The organism is Streptomyces sp. NPDC001070 (assembly GCF_053598835.1).
In genome coordinates, this window is sequence record NZ_JBSFLB010000061.1 from 1 (window position 1) to 25,680 (window position 25,680).

Sequence of the window (25,680 nt, forward strand, 5' to 3'; positions counted from 1 at the left end):
CGCGCCCGGCGAGCACCAGGCGGCGAGCCTGTCGACCCTCATCGACGAGGTCATCGAGTGGAGCCGCGCCCTGGCCCCGCTGCGCGGCTGACCGGGCTGCCGGGCCGGTCCGCGTCGATCGGCCCGGCAAGCAACCGACACACATCCAGGCCGTGAGCCGGGCACGCTCATAGCGTGTCCGGAGAGGGCACCGGGGATGTCGGCGCAGGTCTGGCCGTATGTCTGGGCCGGGAAGCCCTGGCCCAGACATACGGCCAGACGCTCGGCGCTCATCGCGAGGGGTCCCCCGGACGGTCAGTCGTCATCGGCGGACGGTGGCAGCACCGCGTTGGAGATGGCCGGAGCCGCCGTCGAGCACGACGCCCTCAACCACAACGAGCACCCCTGCTGCCGGTCCTCGCCTACGGCCTGTCGCAGAAAGCCGCCGCCGACCGGGTCATGCGAAAACGCCCGTCTCGGTCGGGGTGACGGGCTCCCGTACCCCAAGGTATCGGCGCAGCCGCCTGGAAGACGTCTTGCAGCTGCGGCCGTGTGGGCGGGCGGCTGACGGCGACGAGGGAGCTGCTGGACTCCACGCGATCGGGCTCGCACCGTTGGGGCCCGGGGGGGGTCGGAGCACTGGGAGCGGACGATCTCTAAGGCCGGCCTAAGGTTCCCTGAGAGTTTCCTTGAGTTCCGGGTGGTCTTCTCGGCCGTGGGCGCCGGCGGCCGCCGGCCCTGCCCAGGAGTTCGAAGGAGACCAGGTATGAGCAGCAAGGCGCGTTGGATCACCGTGGCGGGCGCGGCGGCCACAGTGGCCTGCTTGACGGCGTCCGCGGTCGCGGCCCCGTCACCCAGCCCGGCCAAGGCCGAAGCGGTCGTGGCCGCGGAGGCGAAGGGCAAGCCGGACAAGCCGGGGAAGCCGACGGAGAACCGCGCGCGGATCGCTGAGGCCCTGGCGAAGGGCGTCGCCGCTCGGCTGGGGGTGAGCCTGGCGTCTGCGCGGGAGGCGGTCGGGGAACTGTTCGCGCTGGCCGACCGGCCGGGCGGCGTCGACCCCCACAGCGCGCAGTTCGCGGCGATCGCGAAGAAGCTCGGGGTCACCGCCGACCGGTTCGAGAGGGCTCTCGGTCAGACCAAGCAGGCGCTCGGCAAGCAGGTCGTGGACGACAAGCACAAGGGGAAGGGCAAGCCGGGGCACGGCAAGGTCGTCATCAAGCACGAGGGGTCGGACGACGACGCCGGTGCGGAGCTCTTCGCGAAGGGCGTCGCCGCCCGCCTCGGCGTCGGCACCGACGCGGCGCAGCAGGCGGTCAGGGAACTGTTCGCGCTGGCCGACCGGCCGGGCGGCGTCGACCCGCACGGCACGCAGTTCGCGGCCATCGCGAAGAAGCTCGGGGTCACCGCCGACCGGTTCGAGGAGGCGTTGTCCGGCACCAAGCAGGAGCTCGCCGCCAAGGATCAGTCCAAGAAGGGCTGAGCCCGCGACCGGGGCGGCCGGCCCGGAGCAGTCCGGGCCGGCCGTCCTTTATCCGTTGTTGACTTACCGGACAGGACGATTGCGGGCATGCGTGTGCTGGTGGTGGACGATGACGACGCGGTGCGCCTCGCGCTGGCCCGGGCTCTGGCTCGGGACGGCCACGAGGTCGCCGAGGCAGCCGACGGGGCAACGGCGTTGGAGGTGCTCGGCGGCAGCCGGCCCGACGCCGTCATCCTCGACGTGCTGATGCCGGAGCCCAACGGCCTGGAGGTGTGCCGACGGATCCGGGCCCGGGGGGACCGCGTGCCGGTCCTGATGCTGACCGCGCGGGACCTGGTCGAGGACCGGGTGGCCGGACTGGACGCGGGCGCAGACGACTACCTGGTCAAGCCGTTCGCCCTGGACGAGCTCAGGGCGCGGATCCGCGCTCTGCTGCGGCGCGGCGGCGCGGCGCAGGAGGAGGTGATCCGCTTTGCCGATCTGGAACTGGACGTGGCCGCCTGCCGGGCACGCCGCGGTGGGCGTGCGCTGGAGCTCACCCGGACCGAGTACGCCCTGCTGGAGCTGTTCTTGCGCAACCCGCGAAGGGTGCTCAGCCGGTCGCTGATCTTCGAAGCGGTGTGGGGTTACGACTTCGGCCCCTCGTCCAACGCGCTGTGGGTCTACATCAGCTATCTGCGCGGCAAGCTGGAGGCCGACGGCGAACCGCGGCTGCTGCAGACGGTGCGCGGACTGGGCTACGTGCTGCGGGAGGAGCCGTGACCCTGGGCAACCGGGTCGCCCTGGCCGGCGGCACCGTGGTCTGCGCCGCGCTGCTGCTGGCCTCGCTGATCATCTATCCCTCGCTCAGCACCGGCCTGCACCGCCAGATCGACGACGTACTGGTGTCGGCAGCCGACCGGGACGCCTCGCAGTTGCTCAAGGATTTCAAGTTCAAGGTGCAGCAGATGGAACGGGAAGGGACACACCTCACCGTGCCGACCTCACCGGTCACCGTCGGCTCCACGCAACTGCAATTCATGGTCCCGCCGGTCAGCTCCGGCCCGGGCGGCGGGTTCATCCCCGTCACCGAACACGACGTCCAGGTCGCCCGGGGAAAGGCACCGGCGTACTTCCAGGACGCGACGTTCGAGGGCGTGAGCTACCGGGTCTACACCGCGCCGCTCACCGACTGGGACGGCGCGCTGGTCCGGGCCGCCATCCGGCAGTCCGTCGTCGGCTCCACCCTGGACCGGCTCACCGCACTTCTGGCCGCGATCACCGCGGGCGGCACCCTGCTGGCCGCCTTCGGCGCACGGCTCCTGGCCGGCCGGGTGCTCCGGCCGGTACGGCAGCTCACCGATACGGTCGAACACGTCACGGCAACCCAGGATCTGACCGCCCGCATCGACGTGCGAGGCCGCGACGAGATCGCCCGGCTCGCACGCTCCTTCACCGCGATGATGGCCGCGGTCGAGGAATCCGTCAGGGCCCAGCGGCGGCTTGTCGCCGACGCCTCTCACGAACTGCGCACCCCACTGACAAGCATGACCACCAATCTGGAACTGCTCAGCGAAAGTCCTGGCCTGGCCGATCCGCAAGCCCCCGCACTCGTCGAGCAGGCCCGCACGCAGGCCGAGGAACTCCGTGCCCTGGTCAACGATCTTGTGGAACTTGCCCGGTACGGGCAGCCGCACGTCCACACCGAGGACACCCGCCTCGATCTCCTCGCCCAACGGGTGGTGGACCGGGCCGCCCGGCGCAGCTCCCGGATATCGCTGCGTACAGACCTGTCCGAATGCCTCGTCCACGCCGACCCCGAGGCGCTGGAACGCGCCGTGGGCAACCTCGTCGACAACGCGGTCAAGTGGAGCCCGGACGGCGGCCAGGTCCTGGTCGGGGTGTCCTCCGACGGCACGGTCACGGTCACCGACCAGGGCCCGGGCATTCCGGCGGATGATCTGCCGTTCGTCTTCGACCGCTTCTACCGCTCGCCGGCCGCCAGGACGCTACCCGGATCCGGGCTCGGACTCGCCATCGTCAAACAGGTCGCCGAGACCCACGGCGGCAGCATCACCGCCGAGCCACTGGACCACGGCCTCCGCATGCGGCTGTCCCTCCCGTCCTTGGCCTGAGCTGCGGGGTAGGCGTTCGGCTCGATGGCGTGACCAGCCGAGGTCGAAGCGGGTGCGGGCGCGGGTGACAGTGACGTAGGCGAGGCGGGCGTCGGCGACGACGCACTCGCTTGCTGCCCTCAGTGGAGGCACAACCGTCGAGCTCGGTCGCCGAGCAGAACGCGGGGCCAGCCCAGAGGCTGGCCCCAGTTTCCTTTTTGGGTGGGCAGGTCACCGCCCGCCGTAACCGCCGCCGCCACCGTAGCCACCGCCACCGTGACCGCCGTAGCCGCCACCACCGTGACCGCCGTAGCCGCCACCGTAGCCACCGCCGCCGTGACCGCCGTAGCCGCCATAGCCGCCGTGACCACCGTGCCCGCCATAGCCGCCGTAGCCGCCGTGACCACCGTGCCCGCCGTAGCCGCCGTAGCCGCCGTGACCACCGTGCCCGCCGTAGCCGCCGTAGCCGCCGTAGCCGCCGTAGCCGCCATAGCCGCCGTGACCGTGACCGCCATGGCCGTGACCGTGACCGCCGTGACCGCCATGGCCGTGACCGCCGTAACCCCAGTCGCCGTTGCCCCAGCCGCTGTGGCTCACTGCGGAGACCGGTGAGCTCGTCGGGGCAGCGACAGCCGATGTGGCCGCACCCCCAAGGGCAAGCGCAAGGCCAGCCACTGCGGCGAGGGGCCACTTGGGAATACGCATCTCAACACTCCCTAGCCAGTCGCTTCCTGGATGTGGCTGAGGCCCGAGACCGCTTCCGGCTGTACACCCGAGAGGTCCTCGAACCTCACCACGGGTGATTGGATCCCATAGATCAAACAATGTGGTCCAATTGTTCCCTTTTTGATAGTTCTACACCATTTTCAAGATCCATGGTGATGCTGGGAATAGCCAAATGACCAAGAAGAGCGGCGAGGCCGGGTGTCGCACCCCGGGTGGGGTTATGGAGGCCTTTTGCGCTGCCGGCCCGCCTTGGCCCAGCGGCGGGTGAAGGCACGACGAGTCTGCGGGCCCCAGGGAACTTCAGACACTTTCCGCGATGGCATGCTCACACGTTGCGAACGTTGCGCGACGAACTGCTCCCCAACGACCTCAGCTGTGCTGTGCCACCGTGTTCAGATGATGATCGGCCAAGATGAGCACCTCGTCGACGAGCCGCCCCGGATGCCCGTCGGGCAGCCCGTGGATCACACGTCGCCCCTCTATGTGCGCGGAGACAAGGTCCGCGTGCCGAAGCTTGGCCAGGTGCCGGCTGACAGCCGGGCTCGCGGCGCCGGATTGCTCCGTCAGAGATGACGTCCGTCTCACCGGCCAGAAACGGTCTCAGCCGCGGCGGTCCTCGTAACGGGCACGACGCCGGGCACCGTCGGCGAGCAGGCGCAGACCCCGTTGAGAGGAGACCGACGATACGGTCGTGGAGCCCTCGTGCCCGGCGACGCCGAGCGGCAGCGGCAGCGGCAGCGGCAGCGGCAGCGTGCCACGAGGTCCCACGCGACCAGCACGGCGATGAAGGCGCCCGCGATGACGAGGTTCCGGGCCACCGGCTTCCGGGCCCGCCGGGACAGGTCGACCACTGCCGCGATGGTCGCCGGCTGGCGGCGGCGGGGAGCGGGGGCGTCGTTGACGCCGTCGCCGATGACGGGAGCCTTCCCCGAGGTGCCGGTCACTTCCCTGACCGCGGTGACCTTGTCCTCGGGCAGCAGACCGGCGCCGAGAGTCGAGACCGTTCCGCCCGGCGAACCCGCCGCTCACGGCGGCGGCCGCCTTGGAGGAAACCGAGGCAGGCTCCGCCCGCGCCGGCGCGCAGGCGGCGCGTCACTTCCCGACCGGGCCGACGCTCCCTGACCCGGCACCAGGGTCCAGTAGCCCGCGCAGGACATTGCCCTCCGTGGTCAGATAGCTGGAGGCGTAGTCGAAGCGGCGCGCCTGGGCGAACAGCAGGAAGTAGTACTTGGCGTTCTCGCTGAACCAGTACGCAGGGGTCAGGTCCCCCGGCTTCATGGGGAAGGCCGTCACATCGCGGACGACCGAGTAGCCGTTGGGGACCTTGCAGTAGCGCTGCTGACGGTCGAACATCACGCGGGCGCGTTCGCGGTAGAGCTCCTTCCCGGTGGCGAGCCACAGGAACAGGCAGGAGTCGACGTACTCCGGGCGCAGCGGATACGACGGATCGCTCACGCGCATGATGTCGTAGTCGATGAGGTCCGGCGGCAGGCGGAAGGTGTCGAGCACGGCTGTCCAGCTGTCGTGGTAACTCTCGCCGTCGGCGACGCGGCCGCTCTGGGCGAGCAGTCCGGCATAGAAGGCGGTCAGCTCGGACTGGACGTGCCCGGTGGCGTGGCCCGTGCTCATCTCCGCCTGCCGGAACCACAGCCGCCCCGTGCGCCGGTCGGCGAGGTATCTGAAGATCCCGGCGGTGAGCGTGGTGTACCAGGTGTGCAGCTCCTCGTCGCCGTACAGCTCCCAGCCGTGCCACAGGCACTCGAAGAAGGAGTCGACCGGAGGATCGAGGGTGGCGGTGGTGCCGGTCCACGCTCCGGTCTCGATGTTGAGGGCGGTGCCCACCAGGTCCAACCGTGAGCGGCGTTCGAAGACCGCGCGCAACGCCTTCTTGGCCGCACCGTGGTACGAGCCGTCGCCGGTGAGCCGGGACAACTCCCCGAACTCGGTGATACAACTGCCGATCTCGGCGAGATAGTTGATCCGGCCGCTGACCGCACCTGTGGAGAGGTTGACGTAGCGGTAGGGGGCGCCCGTGGGCGATGTGACGAAAGCGGGCATCAACCGGTCCGCGAGGTTGCGGGCCAGGTCCAACAGCGCAGGTTCCTTGGTCGCCAGGTACCCCGACAGCAGCCCGCCGACCATCCGGATGATCGACTCGAAAACCTGGACGGAGACGTCCTGGTCGAGTACGAGCTCGTTCCTCACCCACTGGACGGCTCTGGCCAGCTCCTCGTCCAGCTCCATCAGATACAGCGTGTCAAGCGCTTCGACGATCGTCAGACCGAACGTGTGACCCCGGGCGAAGAAGTCCGAACCGCGGCCACTGAGCGGCCGCAGCTCGTCGCGTCCCCAGGCCAGCCGCCGGTACGCGTCCCAGGCGCTGCGGAACGCGGCGACGGCCTCTTCCCCGAGGCCGGCGTACGGCTCGGAGGCCGCAATGGCCGTACCGGGCAGGGAAACGGGAGGGACGGCGGCGACAGGCGCGAGGGCGGCGAGGGCGCCGAGCAGCCCGCGCCGTGAGAGTCCGCCGGGACGCGCGAGTTTTCTCATGCCCCGAGACATGCCCCGAAAGCCCGGTCTGCCTTCCGGGCGTTACGGGACATCACCGCATTGACGGGAAATCCATCCGGTGGCCGACGCGGATGGGGCGCGATGCACGACGACCGGCTGCTGGTCGGAGGACCCTGACCAGGGCCGCGGGCCGGTTCACCAGGCCCGCGGTCTACGCCGGTCGGGTGCCTCCGGCTGTCCCGGCCCGGCATGTGCAGGGGTGAGCCGCGTCCCCCGTCGAGAAGGCGCTCGAGGCCCTCGCAAACGGCGCGTTCGAACCCTCGTCCACGGGCACGGCATGGGCTCCGACGTGGTCCACCAAATCATTGCGGCCGGAGGGCCGGCACCGGAACGCAACCATCCGCCGCCGACCCCGACGGGCTGAGCGCGCGCATCGCCGATCACACTGTTGCCGCGAGTTTCACATGGTGGCACGCAACTCTTCACAGTGAATCCAAACATGCATATGATCATCCCGCCCAGGTGACCCCAACCCGCTCCGGTTGGCCCCTTGGACGGCAGAGGGCGACCGTCCCCTGCCCGAACTCATCGCAGGGACACCCTTGAAGTCACACCACAGACGCTGGAGCGTGCCGGTCATCGCCGGTGCTTCGGTCCTCGCACTCACGAGCCCGTTCAGGGCGCAGGCAGCCGCCCCCTCCGACACACCCACTCCCCCACCCGCGTCCACCGCGGACCATGTGCCGGCCCGCGAGCACTCCGTCACGCTGATCACCGGCGATGTGGTCACCACCCGTCAGGCTCCGTGTCCCGGCGGGCAGTTCGGCGGCACCGTCACCGTCCGCGGTACCGACGGACTGCCGGCGCGGACCCGCGTCATGACGTCGGGCGACGACCTCTACGTGTACCCCGAGTCCGCGCTGCCCTTCCTGGCCCAGGGCACACTGGACCGGCAGCTGTTCAACATCACGGACCTGATCGCGGACGGATACGACGACGCGCACCGCGACCGGCTGCCGCTGATCGTCTCCTACACGCAGGCCGGCATCGCGCATCGCGCGTCCGCCGTCCCCGAGGGCGCGACCCGGGTACGGAACCTGGACAGCATCCAGGGCGCCGCCCTGACCGCGGACCGCTCCCACGCGGACGACTTCTGGAAGTCCGTGGCCGGGGCGGCGGTGAACGACGGCGCCCGGGCCCAGGACGCCCAGCCGTCCTTCGGCAGCGGGATCTCCCACATCTGGCTCGACGCCCCCATCCACGCCGACCTGGCCGACAGCACCGCGCAGATCGGCGCCCCCCAGGTCTGGCAGGGCGGCGACACCGGTCAGGGCGTGGACGTGGCCGTCCTGGACACCGGCGTCGACGCCGGCCACCCGGACCTGGCGGACCGCATCGCGGCGCGCCAGAGTTTCGTCCCGGACGAGAACACCGACGACCACGCCGGACACGGCACCCATGTCGCGTCCATCATCGCCGGAACCGGTGCGGCCTCCGGCGGCAAGGAGAAGGGCGTCGCCCCGGGCGCCCGGCTGCGCATCGGCAAGGTGCTGGACGACAACGGCGGCGGACAGATCTCCTACGCCCTGGCCGGCATGGAGTGGGCGGCCGTCGACCAGCACGCCAAGATCATCAACATGAGCCTCGGCACCAGCCAGGTGTCCGACGGAACCGACCCGATGAGCCAGGCCATCGACCGGCTCAGCGCCCGGACCGGCGCGCTGTTCGTGGTCGCCGCGGGCAACTTCGGGGAGGATCCGAGCACCGTCGTCGCACCGGGCGCGGCCACCTCGGCGCTGACCGTGGGCGCGGTCGACTCCACCGACTCGCTCGCCTCGTTCTCCAGCAGGGGCCCCCGTGTCGACGGTGCGCTGAAGCCGGAGATCACCGCCCCCGGAGTCGACATCCTGGCGGCCAACTCCCGGTTCAGCGGCAACGGCCAGGGTGCCTACCAGTCCATGAGCGGCACGTCCATGGCCACGCCGCACGTCGCGGGCGCCGCCGCCCTGCTCGCCGCGGCCCACCCGGACCTCACCGGCGGCCAGTTGAAGGACCTGCTGGCCAGCAGTTCCCGGCAGACCCCGACGTACGACGCCTTCGAGGCCGGGAGCGGCAGGCTGGACGTCGCGGCGGCGGCACAGGCCGGAGTCTTCGCCTCGGCGACCGCCTACGCGGCCCAGTACAAGGGCGGCGCCCTCCAGCGCCCGGTGACCTACACCAACGTCACCGACGCGCCGGTCACGCTCTCGCTGTCCGTCGACGCGGCGCATGCCCCGTCCGGGATGTTCCGCCTGTCGGCCTCCCACGTGGACGTCCCGGCACACGGCACCGCCGGCGTCACGGTGACGATCGACGGGTCCGCGGGCACCGCCAAGGAGCACTACTCGGGCCAGCTGCTCGCTGTGGACACGGCCGGCAGGGCCGTGGCGCACACCGCCGTCTCCCTCGGCTTCGCGACGATGCACAAGCTGACCCTGACCTTCAAGGACTCCGAGGGCAATCCCACGTCCGGCGAAGTCATGCTGCTCAAGGCAGGCAGCAAGGACCCCTTCCCGATCGGCGTCGGCCCCTCGGGCACCGAGGAGATCTTCCTGCCCGACGACGTGTACTCGGCCCTGTCCTACCAGGAGGTCCAGGGCGTCCACGGTCCCCATTCCAGAGGCCTGGCCCTGCTCGGCGACCCCGACGTGCTCCTGGACCGGGACACCACCGTCACGTTCGACGCCTCCAAGGTCAAGCGCATCGACATGACCACACCGCAGCGGAGCGACATGACGTTCCAGAAGCTGGGCTACAACCGCGTCATGAACGGCGTCAGGTCGGGGCTGTCCGCCGAGAGCGTGTACTACGACAGCATCTGGGCGCAGCCGACCACCCACAAGGTCACCCACGGGGACTTCCAGCTGACCGCCCGTTGGCGCGCCGAGAAGCCGGCACTGGCCGTCTCCACCCGCACGACCGAGTTCACCGGCATCCTGCGCCAGGAGGGCATCACGCCGCTGGCCAGGGGCACCTACAAGCTGCCGCTGGTCTTCGCCGGCCAGGGGTCGAGCGCGGACTACGCCCACCTCGACGCGCGCGGCAAGGCCGTGGTGGTCCGCCACAGCGACGACGTCAGCGACATCGACCAGGCGGCCAACGCGATCGCCGCGGGCGCGAAACTCATGCTGGTCGTGGAGAACGGCTACGGCCGCCCGGTGCGCTCCTACGCGCCGCTCGGCCGGCGGCCCGTCGCCCTCGACGTCGGCCTGCTGGGCACCGAGGAGGGCGAGGAGCTCATCCGGCAGGCCACGGACGGCGGGGCCGGGATCACCGTGGACTCCGAGACCGCGAGCCCGTACGTCTACGACCTCGCGCACGCCTGGCACAACGAGATCCCGTCGAAGATGACGGTCAAGGGCGACACGGAGAACCTCGCCCGGATCGACGTCACCTTCGCCAGCCCCAAGGCGGACGTTCCCGGCGCCGAGTTCCGCTTCGAATGGCTCGACGGCGTCGACTGGTCCTCCGGCCCCCTCATGCCGGAGCCGGCGAACGGGAAGCGGACCGACTGGGTGTCCACCGACGGTGTCCGCTGGCACCAGGAGGCGTTCGCCGAGTCCATCGGGTTCGAGGAGGGCGCGAAGACCGCCTACCGGGCCGGCAGCAGGCAGTCCGAGGAGTGGTTCAAGCCGGTCCAGCGCCCCTTCCTGAACAACGCCTTCTTCAACAACCTCCCGCCCACCCGCAACGGCAGCCTCCTGTATGTCGACATCCCCGCCTGGGGCAGCAGCGACCACGTCGGGTGGAACCAGGACCCGGCCGCAACCCAGCAGCAGACCCTGTACCAGGGCACCACCCAGCTGGGCCAGGGGAACTTCACGAACGTCTGGGGCGATGCCCCCAGCCGAGGCAAGCTGCCGTACAAGCTGGTCGTCACGGGTGAGCGGGACGTGGCCTACACCCCGTACTCCTCCCGCACGCGCACCGAGTGGGACTTCATGTCGGCGGAGCCGACCGACGCCGCCACCGTGGTGCTGCCGCTGGTGCAGCTCGACTACCGGATCGGCACCGACACGGCAGGGCGCGCCGGGCGGCACGACACCCTGTCCGTCACCGCCGCTCACCTGCCGGGCGCGAGCCTCACCGGCAAGCTCGGCGCGGTCGGCGTGGAGCTGTCCTACGACGACGGCCGGACCTGGCACACGGCCGCCTGCGGCAGCGACGGGCGGTTCCGCCTGGACGCCCCGACCAAGGCGTCCTTCGTGTCGCTGCGGGCGAGCGCCAAGGACTCGGCGGGCAACTCGGTGAACCAGACGGTGATCCGGGCCTTCGGCCTGCGCTGAGCCGCGGCCGTTCCCAGGACCTGCGACAAGTGCGGCCGGTCCGTCCGCGGTACTGCAACCACCGCGGACGGACCGGCGTTACGGGCGAGGCCCCGCAGTCCGCCGGCCGGATCACCAGGCACCGCACCGGCGGCTACCGGCCCTATCGCAGCGCCACACCACCGCGTCACGGCACACCGACCGCGGGGAACGGCAACGAGCCGACACCACTGTTGTGACAAGACCCACCACCGTCGTTCCTGCCCAGGCTCCTCGTCGTAGGCGTCTTCGTCTGTTCCCCCCTGATCGCCGGCACAACCTGACCCGGAACTCCAGGCAGCCGGAGACCGGAACACCGCGCGACCGCCCCGCCTGCCCGGCGGGCACCCGTCCGGCTGACCGTCTCCCATCAACAGGACACAACGTGTCACATGTTCGTGTTCCGGACGTCACTGCCAGTGCCCACTGGCGGAAAATCGAACCCCCGGATCACCCATCCGCAATGCATGGGTCTCATGCGAACACCGGCGGGTCTCGGCCAATGCGAGCGCTCGCGGTCCGCTGCAAAGCGACCGTTGTCGTCGCGGCCACTCAACAACCTCGGGGCCGGATCGCCTCCGCCGCCTTCGAGTTCAGCAACCTACGAACCCGGCAGGCTCAACAGCCAGGCCAGGCTCTCGATGTTCTCTCCGGCATAGAGACACAGGCCGCACAGTCACCACCAGCCACCCAGTGCTGCGACACGGAAGGTTCACGGGGTTGTGGTCGCGGTGGTAGATGACATCGCGCGGTGGCTGCTGGGCTGCTTCGAAATCGTTGGACGCCCTTCGGGTCGGTAGGCGAGCATCCGCAGGTGACAGATGATGCTGATTACTGGGGACCGTTCACGCGCAGCCCGAAGTGTGTCCGTTTTGCAGAGCTGTCCGGCGAGGCGATGTCCGCTCTGATCGAGGGAGACCTGGCCGAAGCCAGCAGGGTGGCCGGGGTTTCGCTGACCGAGTACTTCGTGACCGAAAGAGCGCGGTGGCTGTGGCAGTTTCGACTCGACCAGATGGCCGCCGATCCGGGCCATGCGCGATGGATGGTGCGGCAAGCGGTCATCGGGGACAAGGGTCTCGTCGTCGGACACGCCGGGTTCCACGGACCGCCCGATGAGGTCGGCATGGTCGAGATCGGCTATTCCGTCGCTCCCCGCTTCCGCCGCCAGGGATACGCCCGATCCACGTTGATCGAGTTGCTGCGCCGGTCAGCGGCCGAACGCGCAGTCACGACTGTGCGGGCGACGATCAGCCCCGACAACGTGGCCTCCTTGGCCACGATCTCGGGCTTCGGCTTCGTTGAGGTCGGAGAGCAGTGGGATGACGAGGACGGTCTCGAACTCGTCTTTGAGGTCCCTGCCCGCCGGATTTCACCGGCTTGATCGGTCACGGACGGAGCAGCGCCGAGCGCATCAGCCGCCGGGCCGGGTCGTGCCCGAAGTGGAGCACGACTCGCGAAGCCCCCCGGTAGCAGTGGATCTCCAGGCAGGACTCACTGCTACCAGGGGCTTCGCGCCGACGTGACGGGTAATCAGGCCTCAGCGGCAGGTTCGAAGGCAGATCACTTGGTGGCGTAGACGGCCGTGTAGCCGCCGATGAGGGGACGAGCGTTCGTCTTGGAGAAGCCTGCTGCCCTCAGCCACTGGGTCGCATCCGCGACGGTGTACTCGGAACCGCCTTCCGTGTCGATGAGCATGTTCAGCGAGACCATGAAGCCGTAGGTGTTGTGGCGTCGGTCGTCGTCGATCATGGCGTCGTACACGATCAGGGTGCCGCCCTCGGGCAGGGCGTCGTAGGCCTTGCGGAGCAGGAACTGGCGCTGCTCGAGATCCCAGTCGTGGAGGATCTGCCCCATGACATAGACGTCGGCCGGAGGGAGGGGGTCGGAGAAGAAGTCGCCGCCGTGGAAGGAAAGGCGGCCGGACAGGCCGTGCGCGGCGATGAATTCCTCGAACACGGGGCGCACCGGCGGAAGTTCGAAGACGGCACCGGTCATCTCGGGGTGGGACCGCAGCACTGCGGCGGGCACGGCACCAAGCGCGCCGCCGAGATCGACCACGTGCCGGCGCCCGGTCCAGTCGAAGTCTGCGGCGAGTGCGCCGGCAAGGGGTGTGCTGACACCGTTCATGCCGTTGAGGAAGTTCCGCCACGCTTCGGGGTCTTGGCTCAGCGTTGCGAAGAAGGGGGCCCCGGTGTGTGTGACCTCGTTCTGCTGGATGCCGGTTCGCAGGGCATCGGTGAGGTTGTCCCAGAAGCCGAATAGGCGGGCGTTGGCCATTTCAAGGATTCCGCCGACATAGGAGGGCTTGGCCTGGTCCAGGAACACGTCGGCCGCAGGGCTGTTGCGGTAGAGGCCGTCATCGTCGCGGTTCAGCAGGCCCAGCGACACGAGGCCGTCCAGGAAATCCGCGGAAGACCGCGGGTGGAGCCCCACTTCGCCCGCGAGCGACGCACGATCCCGGCCTCCGTGCGCCAGGACGGTGAATATCTTCAACTCCACCGCGCTCAGCAGCGTCTTCGACGCCATGAATCCCAGGCCCAGCTGAAGGATCGGCTCAGGGCTGATCGGTTCGTTGACGGTCATACGTGTCTCCACTCGCTTCACAACGGATTGTCAGGGTTGATCATTTGCCGCGGCCTCACATCGCCGCCCGCGCCGCGTGCGCGCGGGGACAGCCGGCGGTGTCGTCGACCGGACCGGCTCAGGGGGGTGCGGTCCGCCCCGCGACGCCGAGCCGGAAGGGCGGGCTCGGCCGCTGTCCTATAGGGGCGGGCCGGCCGGGGTGTTCAGAGGGTCTTGATCTGACCGCCGTCGATGAGCACCTCGGCTCCGTTGATGTTGCCCGCCACCGGCGAGGCCAGGAAGAGGGTGAGGTCGGCCACCTCCTGCGGCTCGGTGATCCGGCCCGAGGTGATGCCCATGCTCTGGGGCACCACGACGTCCAGCGCCTCCTGCGCCGTGGTGCCCGCGGCAGCGGCGGTGGCGTCCGCGAAGGCGCCCGGAGCCGTCCAGAACGGGGTGCGGACCGGGCCGGGAGAGATCGCGTTGACGCGGACGCCCTTCGGTGCGAACTCCTCCGACAGCGACTTGCTCAGGTTGGTCAGCGCGGCCTTGGCCGCCGAGTAGTCCACGACCATCGGGAAGGGCGTCCGGGCGTTGATGGAACTGATGTTGACGATCGCCGCGCCCTCGGCCTTGACCAGGTGGGGAAGTGCGGCGCGGCTGGCGCGGACGGCGCTGAAGAAGGTCAGGTCGAAGATCCGCTGCCAGTCGGCGTCGCCGACTTCGAGGAACCCGTTGCGAGGTTCCGCGGCGCCCACGTTGTTGACGAGGATGTCGATCCGGTTGTGGCGCTCCGCGGCGCGGCGGACCAGGGCCTCGGCCCCCTCCGGGGTTCCCAGGTCGACGGGCACGATCGTGACGTCGTAGGCGTTCGCCAGCGCATCGAGTTCGGGCGTGGAGTTGCGGCTGCCGGCGACGACGCGGACGCCTTCGCGCGCCATCGCCTCGACGACGGCCAGGCCGATGCCCTTGCTGGCTCCGGTGACGACGGCGACCTTGTCCTTGAGGTGCAGTTCCATGTGAATCCTTTGTGGAGTGATCAATACAGAATTACGGCGGGCAGAAACCCGGGCTCGCGTGGCGCGAGCAGCCGGAGCCTGCCCGAGGTCAGTCCGGGGCGCGCATCGCCACTGCGGGCGCGTCCTCGACGAAGGTCCGTCCCAGACGCGCCCGGCCGACGATGCGGAGGCCCCGGACGAATGCGGTCAGGAAGCGGGCCGGCTCGGCCGGGGCCTTGCCCCGAGGCAGCTCACCCCGCGACTTCGCCCGCTCGAGGGCTCCTCCAAGCGATGACTCGACTTGCCGCAACGCTGCGGCAACGTGTCGGCTGTCGGGCGCCCGCCCCCACCTTCGGCGGGCGTGTCGACCACGAGGCGGCCCCGGGAGGGGTCCGCCAGATCCGCCTCGATCATGGCGACGAGGACCTGTCGCACCGCGGGCCGGATCTCGGTCCCGTGCTCGAGGATCCTCACGAGCTCGTCCGCCTGGAGAGCGGAGTAGTGCTGGGCGCGAAGACAGAGCCGCTCCTTCGAGCCGAAAGCCGCGTAGAAGCTGCCGCTTTCGATCGGCAGTTCTCCGAGGAGGCCCTGCGGGGAGGTCTCGGTGTAGCCGCGACGCCGGAACAGGTCCATCGCCTGATCGACCGCCTGGTCGACGTCGAACTCCCTGATCCGCCCCATGCCGGGAAGCGTAGCACGCATTCTGGATTGACCAATAAAGTATGCGGGTGGGAGGTGATCATTTGCCCCGCGTCCGCGGAGGGAGCCGCCGCCCGCGGCCGGCCGAGCAGGTGCCGGAGCCGTGGACCAGGACGACCCGGTCGCGGGACTCACGGCGGGGTCGGCCGGGCCGCAGCGGTGGACCTGCGTGCTTCCGGAGGTGGTCTCCGCGTCCGTCTCGCGCGGGTGGGAAGCTGCGGGACCCCTCCCGCCCGGCCGGTCCACGGCGGCCACAGCCGGCACGGGGCCCCCGGCGGGCCCGACAAAGGCTCGGCGCCACACCCGGCACACACGTCCCCAAAGAGCGACAGGGCGTCAGCGAGTGCCCGAGGCCGCCGCCCCAGCCGCCCGAAACAAGCAGCACGCTTGCCTCGCCGGTGGCGGCAAGCGGGCCGGCCGGGTCGCCGCAGCGCCTTGAAGGCGTACTCCGAAGGCCCGGCCACCGCCCGCCGCTCGATCAGGGCAGGTCGTCGTAGGAGTAGTACTCGCGCCGGTCCAGCATGGTGCGAATGATGGTGTAGAAGGTGGGATTGTCGAGCGTGTCGTCGATCCGCTCGCCCCTGTAGGGATAGTCCGGGGCTGTCGCGTCCGGAGCGTAGAGCCGTTGTTGTGTTGCAGCCAGCTCTCCCAGATCCGGTCCACATTGCAGTGGTGCAGGAAGAACACCGGGTCGTTGGGAGAGCTCATGGGAAGCATGTCTCCGCCGACCCATGTGTGAACCTGATTGTGCAACCAGGGACGCGGGTTGGCGGGGTCGGGGTTCGGGGTGAAGCCTTCGAGGCGGCCGCGGAAGCCGTCGGAGTTCGCGCTGTAGTCGAGGACGTCGCACCGGTCTCCGGGCTTGGGGCTGGGGCCGGAGGGCGCGAAGGCGAGGGCGTTCTTCATGTCCGTCGTGGTGGGCAGCGTCCTCCAGTGGGAACCGAACTCCCGGATCAGCCCGCGGCCTTGGCCGCCGTTGGACTGGGAGGGCTTTCCGTCGTAGGCGCTTTCGATGCGGACGGTGAAGCTGTTCGGGTCGCCGGGGCGATAGGCGAACGGCACGTCCGAAACGGGGTTGCCCTGCCCGCCCATGCGGGTGGGCCCCCAGATCGGGGCCGTGGGCGACGAACCGTTGTCACCGTCTTCAGTCCAGTCCCAGTAGGGCAATCCGAAAGTTGTGCCTTCGTCTTTGAGCAACCGCTGGAGTTGCCCCTCCAGGTACAGGAGCATCATCCGATGCCAGGGGAGGAAGACCGGACCGGGGTGTCCCCAGTTCCGCAACATGGGGTTGCCGCCCGGCGGGATGGGGGCGGTGCTGACCTGCAGGTGCCAGATCACGAAGGCGTCGTAGCTGTACACCGGGTTCTTCGGGCCGGGGATGCCGAAGTCGGTGGTGTACTTCCCGGTCGGCTCCTGCTTCAGCAGGTTCACGGCCTTGATGTACTTCGCCAGTACATCCGGATTCTCACTGCGTTCTGCCGGACAACGCTCATCTCAGGCTCCTCCTCCGAAGTGGTCGGGATAGGCGGCGATCAGCGCGCGGACAGCGTCCAGCGCCGAGGTGAACCGCTGATAGGGCAGACCGGGGCAGTGCAGCATGCCGCCGTCGTCCACGGTCAGCCGGATCGCGACAGGTGACCCGTCCACGACTACCTCGTAGACCGTGGTGACGGTGATGTCGTGCTCGTCTTGTCGGGCCGTGCGCACGGACTGGACTGGGCCCGGCGTATCCGTTGGCCGGTCCACGCCGGCCAGATAGCCTGCCAGGTCCTCGGGCGCGGCAGTGTAGGCGAGTTCTTCCGGCTCAATGGTTGATGTCATGGCTGGACTCCCTGATGATGCTGGGTCCCAGGGGCCGGGAAGTTCGGGCTGAAAGCCGTCGACCGTGACACGCCAGCGCGACTCGACGAACGAGTCCGGCTGCGCCGGGCGGCCCATCCCTCTCTTTCCACCATCCCCGCCCCAGCTCAGGCTGTCTATTCGGTCGCACGGGGCGGAAACGTCGCCAACGGCCACGCAGGCCAGAGGTGCGCTCCCCTCCCCCCTTCGCCCGGCTCCAGAAGGAGGCATTCCACCGATGCAGCACGTGGCAATGCGGCCGAACAGTCCCTTTCCAGGGGGGACGAAGGCGTGGCATTGGCCGGACGGGGCGGCGAGGGCGAGCAGGGCGCAGTCGGCCGGCCCTGGGGTGGTGGAAGCAGGGGCAAACGTATGAGACAACCTTGATCCTCAAGTTCCCCGGGGAACCGACGAGTTGCCGCCATATGGCGCGACGTGCCGCGCACCACGGCATCCGTCGCACACCCGCATCGGGAGCACCGTCCCCGTCAGCACGCGTCAGGCGTCACCCAGGAACCCGCAGCCGATGCAACGGGGAAGCAGTGCCGTGCGGAGCACAGCCCACCACCGCGGTTCCACTCCGAGCTGTCGACGGTCAGCAGCAGTTCCTCCGGTTCGCTCAGGTCAGGCAGCCTCGGGCCGAGGCGGAGGGTCGAATCGCGTGACCGGCCGCAGCGGGAGGATCACCAGGAGCGGAAATGCGACTGGACCGTGGATGTCACGGATTGCGTGGGGCTACCAGGCCGGATTCATAAGCGAGGACGACGAGTTGAGCGCGGTCACGGACATGGAGCTTGGTCATGGCCCGATTGATGTGGGTTTTCGCGGTCATCGGGCTGATCGCCATGCGGTCGGCGATCTCGTCGTTGGACAGGCCTTGCGCGACCAGGGCGACCGCTTCGCGTTCGCGGTTGGTCAGCTCTTGCAACCCCGTGCCGGTGCCAACGCGGGTGTCGAACGGTTGGGTGACGTACCTGTCGATCAGCTTGCGGGTGATCGAGGGCGCGAGCAGGGCGTCCCCACGAGCTGCGACACGTACGGCATGGAGGAAGTCTTCCGGCACGATGTCCTTGACGAGGAATCCGGCCGCGCCGGCACGCAGCGCGTTGAAGACGTACTCGTCAAAGCCGTAGTTGGTCAGGATGACGACGTGGACCCCGGCCAGGGCCGGGTCCGAGGCGATGCGCCGGGTCGCCTCGATGCCGTCGACGACCGGCATCTGGATGTCGATGAGAGCGATGTCGGGCAGGTGTTTCTTGACCAGGGCCAGGCACTCCTCCCCGTCGGAGGCCTCAGCCACCACCTCGATGTCGTCTTCCAGGTCGAGGAGCGCGCGGAACCCGCTGCGCAGCAGCGGCTGGTCGTCGACCAGCAGGACACGGATCACGACGTCTGGTCCACGGGCAGTTCGGCCTGGACCGTGAAGCCTCCCTCGCCGCGCGGTTCGGCACGCAGGCGACCGCCCAGGGCGGTGACTCGTTCGCGCATCCCGAGCAGCCCTGTGCCGGGCACCGGGGCGTTGCCCGGCACAGCCGTGCCGTCGTCATCAATGCGTATCGCGAGGGTGTCCGGACGCCAGGCGATCCGGACCGACGCCGTATCCGCGGCGGCATGCCGGGCGATGTTGGTGAGCGACTCCTGAACGACCCGGTACACCGTCCGGTCCACCGCGGCAGGCACACTGTTTCGGTGTCCCTCGATCGTCAACGTCGCGTCCAAGCCCATGGCACGGGCCCGTTCAACCAGTACCGGGACGTCATCGAGCCCTCGCGGCGGGGCCGTGTCGTCGTCGCGCAGCGCCTCCAGCGTGGCACGCAGCTCCCGGCTCGCCTCACGTCCGGCCTCCTGGATCGCCAGCAGGACCTCCGGCACCTGTTCGCCACGCCTGCGGGCCACGTGGACGGCGACTTCAGCCTGCACCTTGATGATCGAGATCTGGTGGGTGAGCGAATCGTGCAGCTCTCGTGCGATGCGCAGGCGCTCCTCGTCGGCGCGGCGCCGCGCGGTCTCCTCCCGGGTGCGCTCGGCTTCGTCCGCCCGCCGTTCGGCCTGCCGCAGAGCCTCACCCGCGGCGCCGGCGGCGATCAGCCAGGCCACCTCGAGGGCGCCGCGGGCCTGGGCGACCGCCTTGCCCGTGTCGTGCAGGGAAACCAGGGCCGCGAGCGGGAGAGCGGCCAGCATGGTCATGCTCGCCGCGATGGTGATGGTGCGGTGTCCCGCCCGCACGGCGGCGTACACGGCGAAGAGGTAGGCGACGGCAGGCACATCGAAGCCGGTCGCCTGGTAACCCACCGCGCACAACCCGGTGACGGCCAGAACGGGTAGTGGGGCCCACCGGCGCGCGGCCAGCGCCAATCCGCCGGCCACCAGCAATCCGTAGCCGAGCAGGACGAGGTCTCCGGCGGCGTGCTGCCCGGACAGCCCGGTGGCCAGCAGCGCCGCAGCCACACCGACCGCGATCACCCAGTCCCTGACCCCGGCAGGGATACCAAACCGTCCTTCGCCCATGCGCGCACCCTAGCCGGATGTCACCGCGGGCGAGTCACGCTCGCGAACGAGTGGCCTCCTACCCCACCCGCAGTAGCTGCGCGGCGCCTGCGGCATCCGCAGTAGCCGGGTGCATCATCGGCGGCAGCGCGAAGTGCCTGCGCCTGCGGGACGACCGGCGCTGGGTCCGGCAGACATGATCGGGCGACGTCCAGTCGTGACAGACGAAGGAGCACCTCATGTCAGTCGGATCCGTGCTTGCCGCACCAGCGTCCGCGCACGTCTTGGCCCACCAGGCCGCAACCAGTCCCAGCACTGTGACCCCCGAGCGCATCTGGGCCAGTGCAGCCGCGCTGCTGGCGTTGATCGCCGCGGTCCTCGGCGCGCTGGCGGTGGCCCGCTCCACTGGCCGAATCCGCACCGGCAGCAGGCGAACCGGGGTCATGGTGGCCATGGTGGCGGGGCTGATTGCCATGATCAACGGCGGGCTGGTGGTGGTCACCGCCGACGGTGGTCCCGGCACGGGCAACGGAATCGTCGGTGGTTTCGCGGCCTTGGTGATCGGGCTGATCGCCACGGTCCTCGGCCGGCTGGCTCTGGCCCGCTCCCACCGCACCGCCTGAGCGCAGTGCGTACGAGCGCGCGTTCGGGGCTGCCGAAGACCGATCGGATTCTGCCCCCTTCCCGGGGAAGGCCGACAAGCAGCAGGGTGGACGGCAGCCGGTCCGGTGCGGACGTGATGCCGGTGTGGTCAGGCCGGGACGGCGTGCTCGGTGCTGAGGGGCGATGTCAAGGCGCGGGCTCGTCGTGTGGGACTTCGACCACACCCTGATCGGAACCAGCGGTGTGGACCGGGGGCTGTCGGCGCTCGCCTTCGCTCAGGCAACCGGCCGGTACCTCCGCCGTCAGCCATCGGTCCTTGCCGGCCCGCCCAAGAGCCGCAACGCACTCAAAGCGTTCCAGCAGGCAGAGGACGGACCGGGCGCCGGTTCAGCCAGGGCGAATGAACGCACAAGGCTCTGCCCTTTCTGTATGACATTCCGGAAATAGCAGGACGGTCGTCATGTGGTCGGCCGAGCTTGTATTCTCCGCGCTCGTGCAGATCAGTCCCCCTTCCGATCCGGCTTCCCGCGCTCGGGCGCGCCGTACCGCGCCGCGCAGAACCGCCGCCACGCGACCGGTCTTCGTTGACCCCTCCGGCCGGCGGCAACGACGGGTGCGCCGGCTCGGCTGGCTGTTGGCCGTGCCCGCCGGTGCGTACGTCGCCCTGCTGCTGAGCGCCGCCCTCGGGGGGCCGACGGTCTCCTCGCCGTATCTCCCGCTGCCCGAATCCGGCCACCGCCCGGGCGTCTCGGAACCCGGCGTCTCCGGGCCCGGCCGGCACTCACCGGCCCCGGTGAGCAGCCCCGGCAGCGCACGACCCAGCCGCGCGGGGACCAGCACGGCCGGAACCGAGGCCCGTCCGACCCCCGCCGCCACGGCGACCACTGCGGCGGTCACACGTCCGACCTCCGCACCCGGCGCCAAGCCGTCCGCCGCGACGACGCCACCGGCTGCCGAGGCGACCCACGGCAAGAGCACGGCCACTCACCCCGCCCCGGCCCACAGCACTGGTGGCGGCCGCCCCTGACCCGGGGCAGCCGATCCGCCTTCGAAGAGAGTCCCCCGATGTCGCACGCCCACACCCGCGCCGCCACCTCCCCCTCCCGCAGACGTCGTGACCGCCGGGGAGTCGCACGCAACGCGCCGCTGCGCACCCACTGGCTGCTGCTGACCGTGCTTGTCCTCACGCTCAGCGCGGCCCTGGTCATCCAGGGCTACACGCAGCACATGTTCGGAATCAGCGACGACTCCGTATCGGCCGGTGGCCCTTCCGACCACGTGCCCGCTGCGGTCACCCACGGCGGCCCGCTGATCGACAGCGCGGCGACCCCGGCCCGCACCGCCCGCCCCCGGCCGCACACCATCGCCCTCACCTTCGACGACGGCCCTGACCCGACGTGGACGCCGAAGATCCTGGATGTGCTGCGACGCCACCATGTCCACGCCACCTTCTTCGTCGTCGGCACCCAGGTCGCCGCGCACCCGGAGCTGGTCCGGCGCATCCTCGCCGAGGGGCATCAGCTCGGCGTCCACACCTTCACCCACGCCGATCTCGCAGGACTCCCCCGCTGGCAGCGCTCGCTCGAGCTGCGTGAGGCCCAGCTGACGCTGGCCGGGGCCACCGGAAACACCAGCTCGCTGCTGCGCCCGCCGTACTCCTCCGACAACGAAGCCCTGAGCAACCAGGATTGGCAGGCGATCCAGGCGGCCCGGGCCGACGGCTACCTGACCGTGCTGAGCACACGCGACAGCCAGGACTGGCAGCGACCGGGGGCGGACCGGATCGTGTCCAACTCCCTGCCGCAGGGGACCGCCGGCCAGATCCTGCTCATGCACGACGGCGGCGGCGACCGAGCCCAGACCGTCGCCGCCCTGGACCGGCTGCTGCCGAAGCTCGCCGCCCGCGGTTTCACCGTGACGACCGTCGGTGAGGCAGCGGGCGTCCCGGCTGCCGTCAAACCCGTCGCGGCCAAGGACCACTGGCTGGGCCTCGGCCTCATCGCGGCGCTCGACGGCAGCGCGTGGGCGCTGCGAATCCTCGGCTGGCTGCTGTACGCGGCCGGAGCGCTCGCCCTGCTGCGCGCCGGTGCGGTGCTGTTCGCCGCCCGGCGTCACATCCGCCGGCGCGGCACCGCGTGGGGGCACCCGGTCACCGCGCCCGTCACCGTCATCGTGCCCGCCTACAACGAGAGCGCGGGCATCGAGGCCGCGGTCCGCTCACTGCTCGCCTCCGACCATTCCGTCGAGGTCATCGTGGTGGACGACGGCTCCACGGACGGCACGGCCGACCTCGTGGAAGCGCTGCACCTCCCCCACGTCCGTGTCATCCGCCAGGCGAATGCCGGCAAACCCGCAGCCCTCAACACCGGGATCGCCGCCGCCTCGCACGACCTGCTCGTCATGGTCGACGGCGACACGGTCTTCGAGCCCGACGCCGTCCGCATGCTGGTGCAACCCTTCGCCGACCCGCGGGTAGGCGCCGTCTCCGGCAACGCCAAGGTCATCAACCGCGGGGGACTGCTGGGACGCTGGCAGCACATCGAGTACGTCGTCGGCTTCAACCTCGACCGCCGGCTGTTCGATCTCGCCGAGTGCATGCCCACCGTTCCCGGAGCCGTCGGTGCGTTCCGGCGCGAAGCGCTGCTCGGGGTCGGCGGCGTCAGCGACGCCACGCTCGCCGAGGACACCGACCTGACCATGGCACTGTGCCGGGACGGCTGGCGGGTGGTCTACGAGGAGAACGCGATCGCCTGGACCGAGGCGCCCGCATCCCTGGGCGCGCTGTGGCGGCAGCGATACCGCTGGTGCTACGGAACACTGCAGGCGATGTGGAAGCACCGGGGCGCCCTCATCCAGTCCGGCGCGGCGGGCAAGCTGGGCCGGCGCGGCCTGGTGTATCTGTTGCTCTTCCAGGTCCTGCTACCGCTGCTGGCACCGGTCGTCGACATCTTCGCCGTCTACGGGCTGATCTTCCTCGACCCGTTGCGCATTCTCGGACTGTGGCTGGGATTCCTGGTCCTCCAGGCCGCGATGGGCCTCTACGCCTTCCGCCTCGACGGCGAAAGCCCCCGTCCCCTGTGGAGCCTGCCCCTGCAGCAGTTCGTCTACCGGCAATTGATGTACCTCGTGGTCATCCAGTCGGTCGTGACCGCGACCGCGGGATCGCGGCTGCGCTGGCAGCGCATGGAGCGCTACGGCAGTCTCTCGGTCCCCGTCCAGGCGCCGACGCCGGAGCCCGAACCGGCGCAGACCCATGCCTCCGCCGCCACCGGCCTGGCCGACTCCTGGATCCACGAGGCCCGTTCCCCCGCAGGTACGGCCGACGTCAAGTACCTTCACAACGGGCAGACATCGGGCCTGAGCCACGAACGCGGCGCAGCGCCCTGGGACAGCCGACCCGGCTGGTAAGCCCGTCCGGCAGCCCGCCGCCCATCCGGCCGCGGACGTGGGCCCGGGCGTGGACGGGGTCCACTCGGATCTGGCCGGCAACCACCGCGGTGCGTCCGGGGTTTGCCGGAACGAGAAGCGGTGTCCGTGAAAAGGTGTGCCGGCCCGGGAACCGGTATCCACCGCGGGGACCTCTGCGCCGGCGGCGACGGTGCGCACCGTCGCCGCCGGTGCGCACCGCGATGTCATCCGGCGCTGGGACGCGGGCTTGGCTGTGGGACCCCCACGTGCCGTGCTGTCCCTGCTCCTTCATGTCCCCTCGGAACGGGCTGCCGCCATGCTCGCGCTGCCTGCCTCCGCTGGGCGGTCACCCCCGATGCGAGGAGAACGCCAGGGTCAGGACCTTTTCCACCATTGAGAGCGTCTCTTGTGACGGTTCCCTCAGGCACACATCGATTTTCATCTCCGGGCTCTCGACGGCGCTGGACGAGTGGCCGCGCGCCCAGCCCGTCATCTGCGTGTCGCCGCCGATGACACGGCAGCTCTTGCCGGCGGGGACGAAACCCCCCGTCACCAGCGGCACGCCATTGCTGATCTTGTTCGTCTCACTCTGCAGGAACGTGATCAGCACACCGTTCTTGTTCAGGTCGGCAAGAGGTGGGCACACGGCCAGCACGAGATCAGTGATCCTGGAACACCTGCTGGTCGCTGACGAGCGGAGCGTCTGAGATGCCACGAAACCGGCCGCGGTTCCGTGGTCGTCCCTGACGGACAGACTGTGCCAGGTCGTCGGCAGGTACATGGTCACCCCCTCCAAGGGGGACTGCAGGTGCACCGGCGCGAGTTCTTGACTCACCGTGGGGGCGACAGCCGGTTCCGCGGGGGCGTGCCCTGGGCCGAGGGCCGCCGGCCACAGGCCGATCGCGACAAGCGCGCATCCCACAGCGAGCGCCGCCGCGCTCCCGGCCACCCGCCTGCGCCGCCTGCGCCGCTGAACCCGCAGCCTGACCTGCGCCATCCGGTCGGAGGGCAGGGCCAGCTGGGGCAAGACGCGTTCCAGAAGGACCGGAAGCTCCCGTTCCATCTCCTGCGGCTCCCGCTCAGGCACGCTGTGCATGCCGCTCACCGCTTTCCACCAGGCTCGGGACGGCGACCAGCTTGGTGCGCAGCATCGCCAGTGCCTTGGACGCCTGGCTCCTGACCGTACCGGGCCGACAGCCCAGCACCTGTGCGGTCTCCTCCACGCTCAGATCCTCGAAATAGCGCAATATGACCACGGCCCGCTGCCGCGGCGGCAGCAGGCGTATGACGTCCGACAAAGACTGCTCCAGGTCCACGGAGGCGAAGGGGTCGGCGGCTGCCGCACCATGGCCCGCCAGCGTCGTCAAGTCGCGGTGCGCGTGGGGTACCTCGCCGCGCCAGCGGCGCTGCCACCACGACAGGTGCGTGTTGACCAGGGCTTTGCGGACGTACGCCTCCGGATTCCCCCCGGCGATGGCCCTCCACTTCGGCCAGACCTTCGCCAGCACCGTCTGCAGCAGGTCCTCCGCCAGGTGCGCGTCCCCCGTGAGCAGCCAGGCGACTTTGAGCAGCCTCTGACCGCGGGCGGAAACGAACTCCTCGAAATCCGCGTCCGCGCTGTTCACCGTGCTGTCCCTGCCATCGTGTTCCCGTTCCACTTGCCATCGTCACACTAGTCCTAACCAGGAAGGTCCTCTGTTTGGCTGCCGCCGGGCGAGACCACACCGCCTTCCGGGCCGGAGCTTCATCGGCGTCAGGGATGCCGACCGGTGGTCGCGGACATTCACGCGCACCAGAAGGACGACCTTGTCCTTCATACGCTTCGGGGTGTCGTGCACCGTCGTGTGAAGGCAACGAGCGGGCCTCAGGAGGGTGCCCGGAGTGCGTCCACGGGTTCCATGCGGGCGGCGCGCAGCGACGGATAGAGTCCGGCGAGGAGTCCGACGAGGGCG

20 protein-coding genes and 1 pseudogene are annotated in these 25,680 nt (G+C 69.9%); 8 read left to right on the forward strand and 13 right to left on the reverse strand.

From position 1 onward, the window contains the following. The first annotated feature begins 745 nt into the window (after positions 1-745). From ACWDAS_RS40015 to ACWDAS_RS40025, 3 genes are all read left to right on the forward strand, one after another. Positions 746-1,459: a hypothetical protein gene (locus ACWDAS_RS40015; RefSeq protein WP_450400752.1), complete on the forward strand. Its 714-nt coding sequence runs from the start codon at positions 746-748 to the stop codon at positions 1,457-1,459. An 87-nt stretch (positions 1,460-1,546) separates the two neighbouring features. Further along, complete coding sequence (locus tag ACWDAS_RS40020) at positions 1,547-2,221, forward strand: response regulator transcription factor (RefSeq protein WP_450400753.1); 675 nt, start codon at positions 1,547-1,549, stop codon at positions 2,219-2,221. Next, positions 2,218-3,573, forward strand: a complete 1,356-nt coding sequence (locus ACWDAS_RS40025) for a sensor histidine kinase (protein WP_450400754.1) — start codon at positions 2,218-2,220, stop codon at positions 3,571-3,573. The genes ACWDAS_RS40020 and ACWDAS_RS40025 overlap by 4 nt, the downstream gene beginning before the upstream one ends. Before the next feature lie 210 nt (positions 3,574-3,783). Here ACWDAS_RS40025 and ACWDAS_RS40030 read toward each other — a convergent pair whose 3' ends face one another. From ACWDAS_RS40030 to ACWDAS_RS40045, 4 genes and pseudogenes are all read right to left on the reverse strand, one after another. Beyond that, positions 3,784-4,149, reverse strand: a complete 366-nt coding sequence (locus ACWDAS_RS40030) for a hypothetical protein (protein ID WP_450400756.1) — start codon at positions 4,147-4,149, stop codon at positions 3,784-3,786. A 660-nt stretch (positions 4,150-4,809) separates the two neighbouring features. Next, positions 4,810-4,863 (reverse strand): annotated as a pseudogene (locus ACWDAS_RS40035) (hypothetical protein); the annotation flags it as partial. Positions 4,864-4,878: 15 nt separating this feature from the next. After that, positions 4,879-5,046 carry a hypothetical protein gene (locus tag ACWDAS_RS40040; RefSeq protein ID WP_450400757.1) on the reverse strand — a complete coding sequence of 56 codons (168 nt, stop codon included), beginning with the start codon at positions 5,044-5,046 and terminating at the stop codon, positions 4,879-4,881. Positions 5,047-5,370: 324 nt separating this feature from the next. Then, positions 5,371-6,828: a glycoside hydrolase family 47 protein gene (locus ACWDAS_RS40045; RefSeq protein ID WP_450400758.1), complete on the reverse strand. Its 1,458-nt coding sequence runs from the start codon at positions 6,826-6,828 to the stop codon at positions 5,371-5,373. Positions 6,829-7,529: 701 nt separating this feature from the next. Here ACWDAS_RS40045 and ACWDAS_RS40050 point away from each other — a divergent pair. Together ACWDAS_RS40050 and ACWDAS_RS40055 are read left to right on the forward strand one after the other, a co-directional pair. Then, positions 7,530-11,114 carry a S8 family serine peptidase gene (locus ACWDAS_RS40050; protein WP_450400759.1) on the forward strand — a complete coding sequence of 1,195 codons (3,585 nt, stop codon included), beginning with the start codon at positions 7,530-7,532 and terminating at the stop codon, positions 11,112-11,114. Positions 11,115-11,946: 832 nt separating this feature from the next. Further along, positions 11,947-12,513, forward strand: a complete 567-nt coding sequence (locus tag ACWDAS_RS40055) for a GNAT family N-acetyltransferase (RefSeq protein WP_450400760.1) — start codon at positions 11,947-11,949, stop codon at positions 12,511-12,513. Between the two features lie 179 nt (positions 12,514-12,692). Here ACWDAS_RS40055 and ACWDAS_RS40060 read toward each other — a convergent pair whose 3' ends face one another. From ACWDAS_RS40060 to ACWDAS_RS40090, 7 genes are all read right to left on the reverse strand, one after another. Then, positions 12,693-13,715, reverse strand: coding sequence for a methyltransferase (locus ACWDAS_RS40060; RefSeq protein ID WP_450400762.1), 1,023 nt, complete (start codon positions 13,713-13,715; stop codon positions 12,693-12,695). A gap of 203 nt (positions 13,716-13,918) precedes the next feature. Continuing rightward, complete coding sequence (locus ACWDAS_RS40065; protein WP_450400764.1) at positions 13,919-14,713, reverse strand: SDR family NAD(P)-dependent oxidoreductase; 795 nt, start codon at positions 14,711-14,713, stop codon at positions 13,919-13,921. Positions 14,714-14,899: 186 nt separating this feature from the next. Next, a complete protein-coding gene (locus ACWDAS_RS40070) occupies positions 14,900-15,373 on the reverse strand; it encodes a TetR/AcrR family transcriptional regulator (protein WP_450400766.1) in 474 nt (157 codons plus the stop codon). A gap of 354 nt (positions 15,374-15,727) precedes the next feature. Then, positions 15,728-16,822, reverse strand: a complete 1,095-nt coding sequence (locus ACWDAS_RS40075) for a tyrosinase family protein (RefSeq protein ID WP_450400768.1) — start codon at positions 16,820-16,822, stop codon at positions 15,728-15,730. A gap of 63 nt (positions 16,823-16,885) precedes the next feature. Continuing rightward, positions 16,886-17,212, reverse strand: a complete 327-nt coding sequence (locus ACWDAS_RS40080) for a hypothetical protein (protein ID WP_450400769.1) — start codon at positions 17,210-17,212, stop codon at positions 16,886-16,888. A 736-nt stretch (positions 17,213-17,948) separates the two neighbouring features. Next, positions 17,949-18,617, reverse strand: coding sequence for a response regulator (locus ACWDAS_RS40085; RefSeq protein WP_450400770.1), 669 nt, complete (start codon positions 18,615-18,617; stop codon positions 17,949-17,951). Further along, a complete protein-coding gene (locus ACWDAS_RS40090) occupies positions 18,614-19,738 on the reverse strand; it encodes a sensor histidine kinase (RefSeq protein WP_450400772.1) in 1,125 nt (374 codons plus the stop codon). Before ACWDAS_RS40090 ends, ACWDAS_RS40085 begins: the two co-directional genes overlap by 4 nt. 218 nt (positions 19,739-19,956) lie before the next feature. Between ACWDAS_RS40090 and ACWDAS_RS40095 the strand changes: the two genes are divergently transcribed. The 3 genes from ACWDAS_RS40095 (at position 19,957) to ACWDAS_RS40105 (ending at position 23,728) form a co-directional block, all read left to right on the forward strand. Next, a complete protein-coding gene (locus tag ACWDAS_RS40095; RefSeq protein ID WP_450400774.1) occupies positions 19,957-20,340 on the forward strand; it encodes a DUF6223 family protein in 384 nt (127 codons plus the stop codon). A 620-nt stretch (positions 20,341-20,960) separates the two neighbouring features. Further along, the gene (locus tag ACWDAS_RS40100) at positions 20,961-21,347 is read left to right on the forward strand and encodes a hypothetical protein (protein WP_450400775.1); all 387 of its coding nucleotides are present in this window, start codon (positions 20,961-20,963) and stop codon (positions 21,345-21,347) included. Between the two features lie 38 nt (positions 21,348-21,385). Beyond that, entirely contained in the window at positions 21,386-23,728 is a 2,343-nt protein-coding gene (locus tag ACWDAS_RS40105) for a bifunctional polysaccharide deacetylase/glycosyltransferase family 2 protein (protein ID WP_450400776.1), read from the forward strand. Positions 23,729-24,074: 346 nt separating this feature from the next. Here ACWDAS_RS40105 and ACWDAS_RS40110 read toward each other — a convergent pair whose 3' ends face one another. Together ACWDAS_RS40110 and ACWDAS_RS40115 are read right to left on the reverse strand one after the other, a co-directional pair. Further along, positions 24,075-24,833, reverse strand: a complete 759-nt coding sequence (locus ACWDAS_RS40110) for a hypothetical protein (protein ID WP_450400777.1) — start codon at positions 24,831-24,833, stop codon at positions 24,075-24,077. Continuing rightward, positions 24,808-25,353: a SigE family RNA polymerase sigma factor gene (locus ACWDAS_RS40115; protein ID WP_450400779.1), complete on the reverse strand. Its 546-nt coding sequence runs from the start codon at positions 25,351-25,353 to the stop codon at positions 24,808-24,810. The genes ACWDAS_RS40110 and ACWDAS_RS40115 overlap by 26 nt, the downstream gene beginning before the upstream one ends. Positions 25,354-25,680: the final 327 nt, after the last annotated feature.